Genomic DNA, 15,583 nt, shown 5'->3' with positions numbered 1-15,583 from the left:
CTAGAATGCTTGAACTTCATGAACCCGAAAATCAGCGAGTTCTGCATAAGCCATTGCGTGATTTTTTAAATATCTTAATTGGCATTACAATTAAGTTTTGTTAATAAGGGCCAGAATTATTACTTTTATTTAGATAACGGCTTCTGGAACACTGCACGCCCCGTAACTTTGACTTCACCTTCGGAGTCTTCTGCGACGATTTTGATAGCTACTTGAATTCCCTTGACAGTGACCTGCTCCGTGAAATCACCAGATACCTTTAGTTGAGCGCCAACGTTCATCGGAGCAACGAATCGACATGAATAAGCTACCAACCGCGACCCTTTCATTTCATAAATCAACCAGTTACCGATATCGGTCATGGAGAGCATCCCATGGCAAATGATCCCAGAGTGACCAGCTTTCACAGCCTGCGCATGGTCTAAATGTATGGAATTTAAGTCCCCAGACAGCGTTGCATAGGTCTCGAGCTCTCCTTTATGCATCTCGCGCAACCATGCTGTATTCAATCGTTTTTCACTCTTCATACCAGCGCCCACTCCATCAAAGCATCAAACATTCGTCTCGGAGGCCTTGATCGCGTAGACGGTTCGAATACTAACCGCTAAACGCTCCTCAACAAGAAAGTGGCTTTCCTTCCCGAAAAAACAGACTTGGCTGCCCGGCTTCCAGGTCACATCTCTTAGCACAGATCTCACCGTAACAAGATCACCACAGCATAATGTGCTGTGGTAAGTGAAGGCCTGCTCCCCATGAAGCAAGCAGCTCGCCTCGACCTGCAGAAGGCTCGCCATGGCAACAACAACGCCAGCCTCCATCTCTAGCGAAAAAGGAAACGTGGGCAAGGCAGACCCGATATCTTCACAAACACTCCCCCGCCACCGCTCTTCTCCTTTGTGCCCCAGGAAGTCGAGATAGCGGAACACACGATCGCGCTCAATTTTTGCCTTAAAATCAGGGAAATTGTGTCCTTCCAATGCCAACCAACGCTCGTTAAATCGCATCATGACCATCCGCCTCACGATTAAGCTGCGGGGTGATCAACGCCACCCTCCCGCTACACGAATTGCTTCACCTGTAACTCCGCCGGCTGCATCTGATGCTAGGTAAAGGGCCAGTCCCGCGACTTCTCCAACATCAATTAAGCGATCAATAGGTTGCTTAGAGAGTATATGTTGCCTCAAAGCTTGTTCTATAGAGATCCCCTCTTCTTCAGCTATCTTGCCAAGCTGATTACGCAAAAGCTCGGTTTCCACTGCCCCTGGGAGTATGGCATTAGCAGTCACCCTCTGATTTGCAGTCTCACAGGCGACTGCTCGTGTTAATCCAATCACGCCGTGTTTGGCTGCTATATATGCTGACTTATAGGGTGACGCCGTCATGCCATGCACCGACGAAATATTGATAATCCGCCCCCAGCCTTGCTGCTTCATCCCCTCGACCACATGTTTGGTCATTAAAAATGGTCCCGAAAGCATCACGCCCAGCAATTTCTGCCACTGATCATAGGGAAATTCTTCCACCGGACTTATGAACTGTATCCCAGCGTTGTTGACCAGGACATCAACAACACCGTGTTGCTGGTTCACACTATTCAGCGCCGCTATTACAGACTCTTCACAGGTGATATCAACCATGTAGGCAAAAGCATTTCCAAGCTTGCTTGCCGTGTCGTCTCCGGTTTCCTTATCCAGGTCGAAGATCATCACCTGATCGCCGTTATCACTGAACGCCCTGGCAATCGCCATACCGATACCCCTAGCCCCACCGGTAATTACGACGATTCGCTCACCGTTGTTTCTGTTACCCATTACCTTTCCTCTTTCACCTAAATCACGGAATTGGGATTCACTCGGCTTTTAGGCTTTCCCTGAGATCTCATTGAGCTCACGAAGGCGGCTGATATTATCCACCGCCGCATAGCTTTCTAACGCGGAAAGATCGCCCACTTCTTTTCCGATGAAAGCGTTGCGAACTACACGTCGTAAGAGCTTTCCATTCTTGGTTTTGGGCAATTCGTCCACCACAAACACGTCGCGAGGGGCAAATGCCTTACCCAACTTTTCGCCCACCAGGGTCTTGAGAATCAACTCAATACCCTCTTTCTCGGCTTCCCGCTTTAATACTACGAAGCACAGCGGCACCTCGCCTTTCATTGCATCCGCCACACCGATTACCGCAGCTTCCGCTACAGCCGGAGAAGCTAGTACTGCACCCTCGATTTCAGCTGGGCCTACTCGTTTACCGGCAACATTCATGGTGTCGTCCGAGCGGCCACGAATCTCCAGCATGCCGTCGGGATAGGCAATCGCCATATCGCCGTGTACCCAGCGCCCCGACCATCGAGAAAAGTACTCGTTTTGATACTTAACATCATCCTTCCAGAAGCTTCGCGTCATGCCGACCCATGGCTTGTTGATCACCAGCTCGCCTAGCTCATTGACGACGCGTTCCCCATCAGGATTCACGACAGCGATGTCCATACCTGGCATTGGGCTGTTGAAGCAGGATGCAGCTATTGGTCTGATCAGCACATTAACCAGAATGCCACCGCCAATCTCAGTGCCCCCGGCATAATTAATGATGGGCACGCGGTGCTTACCAACCGTCTCGAAGAGCCAGTGCCAGCTTTCATCATCCCAAGGTTCGCCGGTCGATAGGAAAAGGCGAACACGCTCCCCGAGCCGCGTGGGTTGAATGTCACTCTTCATCAAGCTGCGGGTAAAGGTTGGCGAGATGCCCACATGGGTTGCGTCGAAGTGCTCGACCAGCTTCCACAGCCGATCATCTTCCGGGTAGTTGGGTGCTCCATCATAGATAGCCAGGGTGGCACCGTTCATAAAGGTACCAAAAACAGCTACGGGTGCCGTCAGCCAGCCCATGTCGGTGATCCAAAAGAGGGTGTCATCCTCGCCGAGATCCATACAGATCCCTAAATCTAACGCCGCCTTGAGTGGTATTCCCCCATGGGTATGCACCACTCCCTTGGGCTTACCTGATGTTCCCGAGGTATAAATAAGCAGCAAAGGATCGTCACTAGCCATTTCACAAGCTGGCTCTCGCGGTTCGCTCGTTGCGGTGGAAGTCATTAGCGATGTCCAGTCATGCTCATGATCTGCCAGTAGGGGTATGTCTGAATTGGCATTATTAATGACGATGAGAGTCTCGACAGAGCTTCCTTCCGCAATGGCCTCATTGGCCTTGGACTTCATGTCGATGAATCGGCCACGGCGGTAGTAACCATCAGCCGTTATCAAAATACGTGAGCCTGAATCCTTCAAGCGCACCGCCAAAGCATCGGCGTTATAACCTGAAAATGCAGGTGCATAAATGGCACCGAGGCGAATTGATGCCAACATGCAGATAATCGCCTGGGGAATCATCGGCAAATAAAGGGACACCACATCACCTCGGCTTACACCCAGTCCACGCAGCATCTCGGCACAGCGCCCTACCTCCTGAGCCAATTCGGCATAGCTATAACGTACCTCACTGCCATCTTCGGATTGGGCAATAAGCGCCTCTTTTGAGGCGTGTTCGGGACTTGTCGCCCAGCGTTCGAGAAGCGTGTCGATAATGTTAAGGCGCCCTTCTGGAAACCAGTTTGGATGTATGATTTCTGCTGGATCATCAATGACCGAGGCGTACGGCTTACGCCACTCAACCTTCATCTTTCGCTCTAGCTCCCCCCAGAACCAGGCAATATCACCAACGCTCCTGCTCAGGAATTCGTCATAACTTTTGACTCCCAGCTCGTCTAACCACTGCTGCAGACGCGTCGCTTTGCAATAAGCATTATCGGGTGTCCAAATAGCTTGTTTGTTCATTGTATTGTTCTCCTGCTCCATCAAATCGAGCTCACCGAAACCGGCCGATATACGCGGTTACTTGAAGTTTTTCTTCACCAGCTTCTGGATCTCACCGACAATACCGCTGCGGAAACTCAATACGCAGAGCACGAAAATTATGCCGAGAATAACGCTCACCCAATTACCCAAGGGGGATTGCGCCAACTGGGTTTGCAAGCTGACAACAATTCCAGCACCTACCACTGGGCCGAATAGAGTGCCCACCCCGCCTAAAAGTGTCATCAGGATTATCTCGCCGGACATGTGCCAGTGCGCGTCGGTCAATGAAGCGAGTTGGAACACCAGCGTCTTGGTGGAACCCGCTAGCCCGGCAAGCCCAGCTGACAGTACAAAGGCAAGCAGTTTGTAGGCATCAACGTTATAGCCCAGTGATACCGCGCGCGGCTCATTCTCTCGAATCGCCTTTAATACTTGCCCATAGGGGGAGTGAACAGTGCGCTGTATGATGGCAAAACCGATTAAGAAGATGGCGAATACAAAGTAATACATCGCCAAATTGCTACTCAGGCTAATGAAGCCAAACAGCTCGCCGCGCGGAACTCCATGCAGGCCATCCTCACCTCCAGTGAAAGGCGACTGCAGGAAGATGAAATAAACCAGTTGGGATAGCGCCAGGGTAATCATCGCAAAATAGATTCCTTGACGACGAATCGCAATTGCGCCAAATATCGCGCCTATGGCTAATGCCGCAACAGTGCCTGCCAGAATGCCTAACTCTGGGGTAAGGCCCGGGTAGCTTGCCAGCAGATAACCGGTGACATAGCCACCGGTCGAAAGAAAGGCTGCATGGCCAAAGGAAAGCAGACCTGCATAGCCGAGCAGCAGGTTAAATGCGCAGGCAAATAGCGCGAAGCACAATACCTTCATTAAGAATACCGGATAGGCCACGAAAGGTGCGACGAGCCCAATGGCAATCAGTGCTAAGTAAAGTGCATTGCGTCGCATGTGAGCGCGCCGGTGAAATTTCATGCTGGGGGTAAAAGCATTATTGTCATCGTTGGTATGGTTAATGTTTATATTGGTCATGGTCATGCCTCTTTGCCGAACAGGCCGACAGGACGAATTAGCAGTACTAGGATCATCACTAAGAAGATCACCGTATTGGCAGCTTCGGGGTAGTACACCTTGGTGAGACCCTCGATCAAACCCATGGCTAGGCCAGTAATCACCGCGCCAAGGATCGAGCCCATACCGCCGATGACGACTACAGCGAAGACAACGATTAGTAAATTAGCGCCCATTATGGGCGACACTGGGTAGAGCGGCGCGGCCAGCACCCCGGCGAAGGCGGCAAGCGCCACACCAAAGCCATAGGTGAGAGTGATCATTTGGGGCACGTTAACCCCAAAGGCTTGCATCAACGCCGAGTTCTCGGTGCCAGCGCGCAGATACGCCCCGAGGCGAGTACGCTCAATCATGAACCAAGTGAATAGGCAGACGACAATGGCAGCCACTAGCACCCAGGCGCGATAGGTGGGTAAGAACATAAAGCCTAAATTGAGACCGCCTTGCAGGGCCGCTGGCGTGGGATAGCTAGATCCAGAGACACCAAAAAAGTTGAGCAGTACTCCCTCAAAGATCAACGCCAGGCCGAAGGTGAGCAGCAGTCCATAAAGATGGTCAAGATGGGCAATGCGGCGCAATAAAAAGCGCTCAATCAACATGCCCAGACCACCCACAATCAGTGGTACCAGTAGCAGGGCCGCCCAATAGTTGAGCCCTAGGTATTGCAAGCCCAGCAAGGTCGCAAAAGCGCCCAGCATGTACATGGCTCCGTGGGCAAAATTGACAATCTTCAGCAGGCCAAAGATCACTGCCAACCCCAGGCTCAGCAGAGCATAAAAGGCGCCATTGATTAGGCCCAGCATCAACTGGCCCATGAACACCGCCAGCGGCACCCCGAATATCATCGTCATGGTATCAACCTCCCGTCAGTGGCGACGGCCTATGCCTAAGCCGCCACCATTTCCGTTTCTACTCAATTATTAACCAGCTCACACTGGCTCTCTTCGAGTGGACGGAAAGCCTCTTCTGCCGGAATGGTGGTGATAATTTCGAATAGATCCCACTCACCTGATGAGTCGGCGGGCGACTTTACTTTAGCCAAGAACATGTCGTGTACCATGCGACCATCTTCGCGCAGACGTCCATTGCGGGAGAAAAAGTCTTCGATGGGATTCTCCATGAGGTAGGTACGAACATCAGCAGGATCATCGCTGTCCGTGTTCTCAATGGCTTTTAGGTAATTGGTGACAGCAGAGTAGTTGCCCGCCTGCACCATGGTTGGCATGCTCCCCACGCGCTCGTAGAAGCGCTCGGCCCATTCGCGTGACTCATCGTCCATATCCCAGTACCAGCCGGTTACAAACTGGGTTCCCTGGGCGACATCCAGCCCCACCGACTTCATGTCGGTGATGAAAACCATAAGACTCGCCAGCGTTTGGCCGCTCTGAGGCACTCCGAATTGATAAGCGGTTGAGATTGCGTTTCTCAGGTCTGAACCTGCACTTCCTAAACCGATGATCTGTGCCCCTGAAGCCTGTGCCTGGAGAATATAGGATGAGAAGTCATCGGTAGGAAAAGGATGGCGAATTTTACCCGCAATTGTGCCGCCACTTTCTACTACGGCTTGTTCCACAGCAGCCTCCATGGCGTGGCCGAAGGCGTAGTCGGAACTCATCATGAACCATGTTTCACCCCCCTGCTCCACAATGGCCCTGGCCGCAGCATCTGACACGGCAAAAGTGTCATAGACCCAGTGAACATGGTTGGGGGTACAGTGTTCGCCAGTAATGCTGTCTGCAGCTGCCGTGGTTATCATGGCAAATTTATTGTGTTGTTCTACAAGCTTGGAAACCGCGATGGCCACCGATGATGCATTCAGACCGGTAATCATGTCGACGGATTCTTCATCCATCCATTCCCTAGCTAAATTCGAGCCAACAGCAGCATCATTGCGATGATCGGCGCTGATGAGCTCAATAGCTTTACCATTCACCGAGCCGCCGAAATCTTCAATCGCCATCTCGATAGCGGTAAGGCCAGCGGGACCAGCTAAATCGCTATACGGACCATTCATGTCATCCATGTAGCCAATAACGACTTTTTCATCGCTAATGTCTGCATGGGCTGAACTTGCCAGAACAGCCGTGGCTGCCAAGGCAACGGCGGTGGTGAGAGTCTTCTTAGTAAAGGTCATTTGTGTCTCCTTTGCCTCGGCATGAGGCGTTTGTTGTTGTTACTAATCGTTTTTGCCAACGTACGTCCACGCATGATTAAGCAACGCGTTTGAACCAAGCTAGTCAGCAATATTCAGACACCCAGCAATGTATTGAGATGATCGCGCCGCGAGGTCAGCTCGGCGGCTTTGATCTCCTCAATGATGCGGCCGTGTTCCATCACGAAGTGGCGGTCGGCCAACGGTGCTGCGAAGCGAAAATTCTGCTCTACCAGCACAATGGTCATGCCACGCTCCTTAAGTTTGACCAGTACTTCGGCCAAAGCCTGGACGATGACGGGCGCTAGCCCTTCAGTAATTTCGTCGAGCAACAACATCCTCGCCCCGGTGCGCAGAATGCGTGCCATAGCCAGCATCTGTTGCTCGCCGCCAGAAAGCCGAGTGCCTTGGCTGCGGCGACGCTCGTAAAGGTTGGGAAACATCGAATAGATCTCGTCGAGAGACATGCCGCCAGAGCGCACTGTAGGCGGCAACATTAGGTTCTCCTCGACATCAAGGCTGGCAAAAATGCCACGCTCCTCGGGGCAATAGCCGATACCCAATCGCGGGATGCGGTGGGGCTTCATATCAAGGGTTTCGTTACCACTGATCACAATTGAGCCAGTACGTCGCCCCACCATGTTCATGATTGCTTTAAGAGTGGTACTGCGCCCGGCGCCGTTACGACCTAGCAGGGTGACCAGTTCGCCTCGCTTTACGTCGAAATTAACGCCATGGAGAATGTGAGATTCGCCATAGAAAGCGTGCAAGTCGCTGACCCGAAGCATCTCGGGGCTTTTATGGCCTTGATTGTGCTGGTCGATATCCTGGGGCGTTGCAGCTAATAGGCTCATGTCTTACCCCCTTCTTCTACTGTTTCACTGCCCATATAGGCTTCGCGCACCTGTGGGTTGTGCGAGACCTCTTGGTAGTTCCCTTCGGCCAGCACCGCTCCACGGGCCAACACTGTGATACGGTCGCAAAGTCGGCTAACCACACTGAGGTTGTGCTCTACCATCAGCACCGTGCGGCCCTTAGCCACACGACGAATCAACTCAACAATACGGTCAACGTCCTCGGCACCCATGCCTTGGGTAGGCTCGTCGAGAAGTATTACCGTAGGCTCCAATGCCAATGTGGTAGCTATTTCCAACGCCCGTTTGCGGCCATAGGGCATTTCCACAGTAAGCACGTTGGCATACTCTCGCAGACCGACTTCATCAAGCAGCTCAAGGGCTCGATCGTTGAGGTGGTCAAGGCTCTTCTCGGATTTCCAAAAGTGGAAAGAGGTACCTAACTTGCGTTGCAGCGCTACGCGCACGTTCTCAAGCGCCGTCATATGCGCGAACACTGCAGATATTTGGAAGGAACGCACCAGACCCAAGCAGGCAATTTGGTTAGCCTTCATGCCGGTGATCGGCTTACCGCGGTAGAGAATCTCGCCTCGAGTGGGCGGCAGGAACTTCGTAAGCAGGTTGAAGACGGTCGTCTTGCCGGCCCCGTTGGGGCCAATCAAGGCGTGGATATGCCCCTCCTCTACATGCAGATCAATATTGTCCACGGCAGTGAAACCACGAAACTGCTTGGTTAGATCGCGTACTTCAAGAATTGCGCTGCTCATCACGCCCCCTTTGTGATTATTGGACATTCGTCAGGGTTGTTGAATGAGTCTAGAGTCATATCAAATTATGTCAACATGTATACATATAAATTTTTTGAAACCCCTTTAAAACCTCATATTTGATTTATTCACCAAAATTTAATGTCAACTAGATGATGCAAAAACCTCTGTATTGACGTGAAGTGACCGACACCACATCACGTTAGACGACTGCTTTTGATGATTAACACCTCGCAATACCGCCATTAACCGCTTAACAGCTTGATCTCGACAATAAATGTCAATGCATTGTCTCGTCTCCAGACAGAAGCTATCTATAACTGTGGTTTTAAGCTTATTTTAAACAAAATAAAAGACAACATATTGACATAAATTTCATCGTGGCCTAACTTTCTTCCAAGGCGCCGTGTACAGCGGGGCCAATTAAAAGCCAGAACAAACAAATAACAACTATTTTTCAGGAGGTTGCATGGCTATTCATACCAATATGACGCCTGCGCGAAGAGAGGCGATGGTGGCGCTAGGCGCATGGAATGACATGACCATTGCTGACTATCTGGACAAGGCCGTGGCCTCTATGGGGGAAAAAACGGCCATCATTACCTATCGAATGGCTGACGGCAGCCGTACTGCGCTCAGCTATCGAGAACTAAATGGGCAAGTCACTCGCATGGCTGCGGGCCTTGCTGGCTTGGGAGTAGAGAAAGGCGACATTGTCTCTTGCCAACTTTCTAACTGGTGGCAAATGACCGCCTTGCACGTAGCGTGTGTTCGCATTGGCGCTGTACTCAATCCACTGATGCCTATTTTCCGCGAACACGAATTAAGGTTCATGCTTAGCATGGCCGAAAGCAAAGTGTTGGTTGTTCCCAAAGTTTTCCGCAACTTCGATCATGCCACCATGGCGCATGACCTACAGAAATCGCTGCCGACCTTAAAGCATGTACTGGTAATAGGCAGTGAAGAAGAAGATAGCTTTGACAAGGTACTGCTGGAGCGCGCCTGGGAAAACGAAGCTGATACAGAAGCCCTTTTCGCGGCCCGCCGTTTGTCCGGTGATGACGTGGTACAAGTGCTCTATACGTCGGGCACTACCGGTAAGCCCAAGGGCGTGATGCATACCTCTAATACTTTAATGAGCCATATACGCCCCTTCGCTTCGCGACTTGCTCTGGGAGAAGACGATACGGTCTTCATGCCCTCCCCACTGGCACACCAGTTGGGCTTTCTGTATGGCCTTCTGCTGCCTATTTACCTCAAAGCTACAGTAGTGCTTCAGGACACCTGGTTACCTGATGAAGCGGTAAGAATTATTGCCACCGAGCAGCCTAGTCTAATGCTTGGCTCGACTCCCTTCCTCGCCGATATTGCTGAACACGCTCTGAAACACGGTCCGGATTTGCAATCGTTGAAGCTTTTCCTATGTGCCGGTGCTCCGATTCCAAGCCCGCTGGTAGAAAAAGCAGCCAAAAACCTGCCCACCCGTATTCTGTCTGCTTGGGGCATGACTGAAAACGGCGCAGTGACCACAACTTTGCCTGATGATGCTCCAGAGCTCGCAATACATACCGATGGGGTGCCGCTTCCTTACATGGAGCTCAAAGTCACCGATATTGAGGACAACCCGCTCCCCCCTGGGCAGGAAGGCCTCTTATACGTACGTGGTGCCAGTCTATTCGTTGGCTACTTTAAGCAACCAGAACTCTATGGAGTTGATGAAGAAGGCTGGTTTGCGACGGGAGATCTTGCGCGTCTCAACGACCAGGGTTACGTACGTATTACTGGTCGCTCCAAGGACGTTGTCATCCGCGGCGGTGAAAACATTCCCATCGTCGACATCGAGAACACACTATATCAACACCCGAAAATTCAAACGCTGGCCTTGGTAGGTAAACCAGACGAGCGTCTTGGTGAGCGTCTGGTGGCTTACGTGACACTCAAGGAGGGCGTGGACTTTCTGACCCTGGAAGAGGTGTGTGCTTTTCTCAGCGAACGCAAGATGACCCGCCAGTACTACCCAGAATTCCTGGAGGTGGTTGACGAACTACCACGAACCCCCTCCGGCAAGATTCAAAAATTCAAACTGCGCGAGCAAGCAACCAACGCTCCTAATGGCATCTGATCCCGCTCATCCGAGCCCCATATTCCCTCAACCTCAATTGGAGAGACAACATGAAAGGGTTAAAAGGTAGAACCGTTATTGTAACCGGCGGCGGAGGTGGCATTGGGCGAGCCGTATGTAAGCGATTCGCAGAACATGGCGCCAAGGTGGCGGTACTTGACCGTGACGAACAGGCGGCTCAAGCGACCGTTAACGCGATCGGAACCAGCCATGGCAATGCAAAGGCTTATGCCGCCGACATTACTGATTACGACGCCATCGTCACCACGGTGGCAAGTATTGAGCAAGACTTAGGCACACCCACAGTGTTGGTTAACAACGCTGGCTTCGACCGTTTTATGCCTTTCCTCAAGACTGAGCCTGCGATGTGGGAGTCCCTAATTGCCGTCAACCTGACAGGTGCTCTCAACATGCACCATGTGGTACTGCCTAAGATGGTAGAGGGGGGTGGCGGCCGTGTGATCAATATCGCCTCTGACGCTGCACGTGTCGGGTCTTCAGGCGAAGCTGTCTACGCCGCCTGTAAGGCAGGTCTCGTTGGGCTGAGTAAAACGTTGGCACGCGAGCTCGCGAGCAAGAACATCACCCTCAATGTGGTCTGCCCCGGACCTACCGACACCGCACTACTTAAAGGTGTTGCGGACACCGCTCGGGATCCTGAAAAACTGCTTGAAGCTTTCCGCAATGCGGTACCCATGCGTCGCATAGGCCAGCCCGAAGACTACCCAGGCATCATCACTCTGCTCGCCAGCGACGAGGCTAGTTTCATAACTGGCCAAGTAATCAGTGTCTCCGGCGGTCTCACCATGGCGGGTTAACCGCAGCCGCCTCGATTTACCTTTTTTCAGGAGTTCAACATGAATTACGAAGACATCCTCTATGACGTCACCGATGGAGTTGCGACCATCACCATCAACCGTGCTGACCGCTACAACGCCTTTCGTGGTCAAACCTGCATGGAGTTGCTCGACGCCTTCAACCGCGCGGGATGGGACAAGTCAATCGGCGTAATCGTGCTCACTGGCGCAGGCGACAAAGCGTTCTGCACCGGCGGTGACCAAGGCGCGCATGAGGGTCAGTACGATGGCCGTGGAATTATTGGTCTGCCCGTTGAAGAGTTACAGACACTGATTCGACAAGTACCCAAGCCGGTTATTGCCCGGGTCAATGGGTTTGCCATCGGCGGCGGCCATGTTCTACATGTTGTCTGCGACCTCTCCATCGCCTCCGAGACCGCCATTTTTGGCCAAGTGGGACCTAAAGTAGGATCAGTAGATCCTGGCTTCGGTACCGCTTATCTATCACGCGTCATCGGTGAGAAGCGCGCTCGGGAGATCTGGTATCTGTGCCGCAAGTATAGCGCCAAGCAGGCGCTGGATTGGGGTTTGGTTAACGCTGTAGTACCACCAGAACAACTCGACGAAGAAGTGCGCAAATGGTGCGATGAGATTCTTGAAAAGAGCCCCACCGCCCTTTCCATCGCCAAGCGCTCCTTCAATGCAGACAGCGAGAACATCGCGGGGATTGGAGGCTTGGGTATGCAGGCACTGAGCCTCTATTACGACACAGAGGAATCTCGAGAAGGCGTCGCCGCGTTTAAGGAAAAACGCAAACCTGAATTCCGTAAGTGCTACAACAAATGATGCCTTTAAAACATTGGGCAGGCGCCGTCGCTATTAGGGGCTAGGGCTTCAGAAAATATAAGGAGATGACATGAACTTTGCCTTTACCGAACAGCAAGACGCTATCCGCGAGAGCGTGGCCAAGTTTTCGGCCGACAAGCTGGCACCCCGCTATCGACAACGTGAGATAGACGCACACATTGAGCGTGAAATAGTTGAGCAGTTGGGCGAGATGGGTTGCTTGGGTGGCGAATTACCCGAAGAGTATGGAGGCTGTGGCCTGGACTGCGTGACCAGCGGCGTAATCGTTGAAGAGATTGCACGCGGTGATTTCAACGTTGGATACCTCCCGTTGCTGGCCTCACTCAACGGGCAAATCATCGCTAGTCATGCGCAACCAAAACTTGCTAACGAGTGGCTTACCGGCATCACTGCCGGGCGTACGATCTGTTGTATCGCACTCACCGAGTCCCACGGTGGCTCGGATGCTGCCAACCTTAAGTTGAAAGCCACTCGACAAGGTGACCACTTCGTTCTCAACGGCGAAAAAACGTCTATCTCCATGGCAGATCAGGCCGATGTAGCGGTTGTCTTTGCTCGTACCGGTACTCAAGAGCAACGCGCCAACGGCATCAGCGCTTTCTTGGTACCTATGGGACTGGACGGCATTACCACCAGCCGATTTGAGGATTCGGGACAGCGTGCTATTGGCCGTGGTTCGATTTTCTTCGACAATGTGCGCGTGCCAGCTGACCATATGCTAGGCAGAGAGGGTCAAGGCTTTAAGCAAGTCATGCAGGGATTTGACTACAGTCGTGCTCTGATTGGTTTACAGTGCCTGGCCGTTGCTCAGCAATCTCTTGATGAAACGTGGTTGTGGCTCAATGAGCGAGAAGCCTTCGGTCAGCCACTGGCAGCCTTTCAGGGGTTAACTCATCCTCTTGCTGAATACCAAACCTATGTTCAAGCTGCGCGATTGCAGTGTTACTACGCCCTATGGCTAAAAGACGGCGATCGCCCTCATACCACCGAGGCTGCTATGAACAAATGGTGGGGACCAAAACTGGCCTTCGACGTTATTAAGCAGTGTATGCTGGCCCACGGTCATACCGGCTGGGGCGAAGACTTGCCTTTTTCACAACGTATGCGTGATGTGTTGGGTTTGCAGATTGGTGATGGCACGGCACAAATTATGAAAAATATTATTGCGCGTCAGTCAGTGCCTCGGTAACCACAGCAGTGGTTTACTTCACTCTGGCGCCGCTTTTTAGGATAGGAGTTTCTTGGAATGACTCAAGACGACAAAAGCGTCGCCAACCGACTCTTTTTCCGCCTTTTTCAGGTTAATAACATTTTACAGAAGCAGACGGTCAGTGAGGTGGGACTAACCACCGTGCAATGGGCAGTATTGGGAGCCCTGTCTCGGAAAGGATTTGAGAAGGGCATTTCGTTCAATGCACTCACCGATTACTTGGTGGTTAGCCGACAAAGCCTAGACGGCGTGTTGAAGCGCTTGGAGCGCGATGCGCATGTTGAACGAATTCCCCATCCTGATGACAAGCGCGCACGTATTATTTTACTGACAGAACAAGGTAGAACCTTCTGGGAGAGCTTGCAGCCCTCTATTCATGATTTCTACCGTGACGGGCTCGGCAGTTTCTCTTTTGATGAAACGGTTAGCTTATTGCACTACCTCAACAAGCTTCAGCACGATCTAGAACATACGGCGATCAATGCAAATGACACGTGAAGAAGCCTTCCAATCGCTGGAAGAGAGCCGCTATCACTTGTTTGCCCAATAACGCCATTCCAATTTGCGCAGCATACAAGCATCAAAGCGCCGCGCAACTCTTATAGGGAGTGCCACATGCATGTAGATACCGCCATCACCAGCCGCAAATCGGTGCGCCGTTTTCTCGACACCCCCGTTGATCGCGCAACGATTATGCACATATTGCAGATTGCGAGCCGCGCGCCCAGCGGCAGCAATATCCAGCCGTGGAAGGTGCATGTGGTGGCGAGTGCCGCTAAAGACCAGCTGTGTCAGCAGTTATTAGACGCTGTTGATCACGGCAAAAGCGATACACCCGAGTATCACTACTACCCGCAAAACTGGTTTGAACCCTACCTAGAGCGTCGTCGTCGCTGTGGCTTTGGGCTCTATGCCACGCTTGGCATCGGCCGCGAAGATAAAGCCAAGCGCGAAGCCCAGGCGCGGCGGAATTTTCACTTTTTTGATGCGCCCGTGGGGCTTTTCATCACGATGGATCGTCGCCTGGAAACCGGTAGTTTTATGGACTGCGGCATGTTTATTCAAAGTGTAATGTTGGCCGCCCGTGGCCAAGGGCTGCATACCTGCCCTCAGGCTGCTTTTGCTTGGCACCACTCCCTTATTCGTGACGAGCTTAAGCTGGATGAAAACCAACTCTTACTATGCGGTATTTCACTGGGCTACGAAGACAGCGATGCACCAGAAAATGCCTTTATCACTGAACGTGAAGATATTGATGGCTTTGTAACTTTTCACTGAATTTGGCCTTGTTCTAGAGCCCCAACTTAATCAGATTGATCGCATTCCGTCGAGCACTAGACATGCTCAATCGGGACAGTACTTCTTTATTCCAGTGCATTATCGACTAGCCGATAAATTAGGTGGCTTGTTCGCAAATTGTCTTGAGTGTTTGCTCTTTTGTAACATAAGGGATATGAAAGCAGCTCTGAGGATGGCTATGAAACTGGGGCGATTCAGTCATTTAACTTAAGACTTTTCATGTTCCATATCGAAAGCAGTAGGCATACCTATTTCTTTGAGCAACATTCGACCAAGCTGCGATATCTCAACTTGGTGTTTAAAATCACCTTGCCTTGGATCAAAGTCGGGCTGCTGACCTTTCTTAACGCTTCCATAATTTTTTCTTAGTAGGCCTAGGCGAAGCAAGTGTTTGGGCCCACTCTCATAGAGATACTCATTCTCAATATCTTCAATACTAGAACCCAAATTTACTGATCAAGGACGTTTTACATCAGAGAAAGGATCGTCGTCTGACCCTCCATACGCTCGACCATGAGCGCTCAGCAGTAAGTGGCTATTCAAAATTTATCGTGCGCTCAGACCCGTAGCCGTCGAGTAGG

Annotated in this window: 15 protein-coding genes; 6 read left to right on the top strand and 9 right to left on the bottom strand. The window is 51.7% G+C overall.

Annotated elements, in window-relative coordinates; translation table 11 throughout:
- Positions 1-125: 125 nt before the first annotated feature.
- The 9 genes from ACTH5D_RS14050 to ACTH5D_RS14010 form a co-directional block, all read right to left on the bottom strand.
- Complete coding sequence (locus ACTH5D_RS14050) at positions 126-527, bottom strand: MaoC/PaaZ C-terminal domain-containing protein (protein ID WP_441672289.1); 402 nt, start codon at positions 525-527, stop codon at positions 126-128.
- 24 nt (positions 528-551) lie between these two features.
- Positions 552-1,007: an FAS1-like dehydratase domain-containing protein gene (locus ACTH5D_RS14045; protein WP_441672287.1), complete on the bottom strand. Its 456-nt coding sequence runs from the start codon at positions 1,005-1,007 to the stop codon at positions 552-554.
- A 33-nt stretch (positions 1,008-1,040) separates the two neighbouring features.
- Positions 1,041-1,811, bottom strand: a complete 771-nt coding sequence (locus tag ACTH5D_RS14040; protein WP_441672285.1) for a 3-hydroxybutyrate dehydrogenase — start codon at positions 1,809-1,811, stop codon at positions 1,041-1,043.
- A 48-nt stretch (positions 1,812-1,859) separates the two neighbouring features.
- Positions 1,860-3,827 carry an AMP-binding protein gene (locus ACTH5D_RS14035; protein WP_441672283.1) on the bottom strand — a complete coding sequence of 656 codons (1,968 nt, stop codon included), beginning with the start codon at positions 3,825-3,827 and terminating at the stop codon, positions 1,860-1,862.
- Positions 3,828-3,884: 57 nt separating this feature from the next.
- A complete protein-coding gene (locus ACTH5D_RS14030; protein ID WP_441672293.1) occupies positions 3,885-4,838 on the bottom strand; it encodes a branched-chain amino acid ABC transporter permease in 954 nt (317 codons plus the stop codon).
- A 59-nt stretch (positions 4,839-4,897) separates the two neighbouring features.
- Positions 4,898-5,785 carry a branched-chain amino acid ABC transporter permease gene (locus tag ACTH5D_RS14025; RefSeq protein WP_027959500.1) on the bottom strand — a complete coding sequence of 296 codons (888 nt, stop codon included), beginning with the start codon at positions 5,783-5,785 and terminating at the stop codon, positions 4,898-4,900.
- A gap of 62 nt (positions 5,786-5,847) precedes the next feature.
- Positions 5,848-7,068, bottom strand: a complete 1,221-nt coding sequence (locus ACTH5D_RS14020) for an ABC transporter substrate-binding protein (protein ID WP_441672280.1) — start codon at positions 7,066-7,068, stop codon at positions 5,848-5,850.
- A 113-nt stretch (positions 7,069-7,181) separates the two neighbouring features.
- Positions 7,182-7,874, bottom strand: coding sequence for an ABC transporter ATP-binding protein (locus tag ACTH5D_RS14015; RefSeq protein ID WP_441672291.1), 693 nt, complete (start codon positions 7,872-7,874; stop codon positions 7,182-7,184).
- 62 nt (positions 7,875-7,936) lie between these two features.
- On the bottom strand, positions 7,937-8,707 hold the full coding sequence (locus tag ACTH5D_RS14010; protein ID WP_441672278.1) for an ABC transporter ATP-binding protein: 771 nt from the start codon (positions 8,705-8,707) through the stop codon (positions 7,937-7,939).
- 469 nt (positions 8,708-9,176) lie between these two features.
- Here ACTH5D_RS14010 and ACTH5D_RS14005 point away from each other — a divergent pair, with 469 nt between their 5' ends.
- The 6 genes from ACTH5D_RS14005 (at position 9,177) to ACTH5D_RS13980 (ending at position 14,981) form a co-directional block, all read left to right on the top strand.
- On the top strand, positions 9,177-10,829 hold the full coding sequence (locus tag ACTH5D_RS14005) for an AMP-binding protein (RefSeq protein ID WP_441672276.1): 1,653 nt from the start codon (positions 9,177-9,179) through the stop codon (positions 10,827-10,829).
- Positions 10,830-10,879: 50 nt separating this feature from the next.
- Positions 10,880-11,647: an SDR family NAD(P)-dependent oxidoreductase gene (locus tag ACTH5D_RS14000; protein ID WP_441672274.1), complete on the top strand. Its 768-nt coding sequence runs from the start codon at positions 10,880-10,882 to the stop codon at positions 11,645-11,647.
- Between the two features lie 39 nt (positions 11,648-11,686).
- A complete protein-coding gene (gene badI, locus ACTH5D_RS13995) occupies positions 11,687-12,472 on the top strand; it encodes a 2-ketocyclohexanecarboxyl-CoA hydrolase (protein WP_441672272.1) in 786 nt (261 codons plus the stop codon).
- 70 nt (positions 12,473-12,542) lie between these two features.
- Entirely contained in the window at positions 12,543-13,682 is a 1,140-nt protein-coding gene (gene aliB / locus ACTH5D_RS13990) for a cyclohexanecarboxyl-CoA dehydrogenase (protein ID WP_441672270.1), read from the top strand.
- 57 nt (positions 13,683-13,739) lie between these two features.
- Complete coding sequence (locus tag ACTH5D_RS13985) at positions 13,740-14,201, top strand: MarR family winged helix-turn-helix transcriptional regulator (protein WP_441672268.1); 462 nt, start codon at positions 13,740-13,742, stop codon at positions 14,199-14,201.
- A gap of 117 nt (positions 14,202-14,318) precedes the next feature.
- Positions 14,319-14,981 (top strand): nitroreductase, encoded by a 663-nt coding sequence (locus tag ACTH5D_RS13980; RefSeq protein WP_441672266.1) that lies wholly within the window; start codon positions 14,319-14,321, stop codon positions 14,979-14,981.
- Positions 14,982-15,583: the final 602 nt, after the last annotated feature.

It is taken from the genome of Halomonas sp., from assembly GCF_052095695.1.
Classification (GTDB): Bacteria; Pseudomonadota; Gammaproteobacteria; order Pseudomonadales; family Halomonadaceae; genus Vreelandella.
This window is presented reverse-complemented; position numbering and strand designations above follow the sequence as displayed.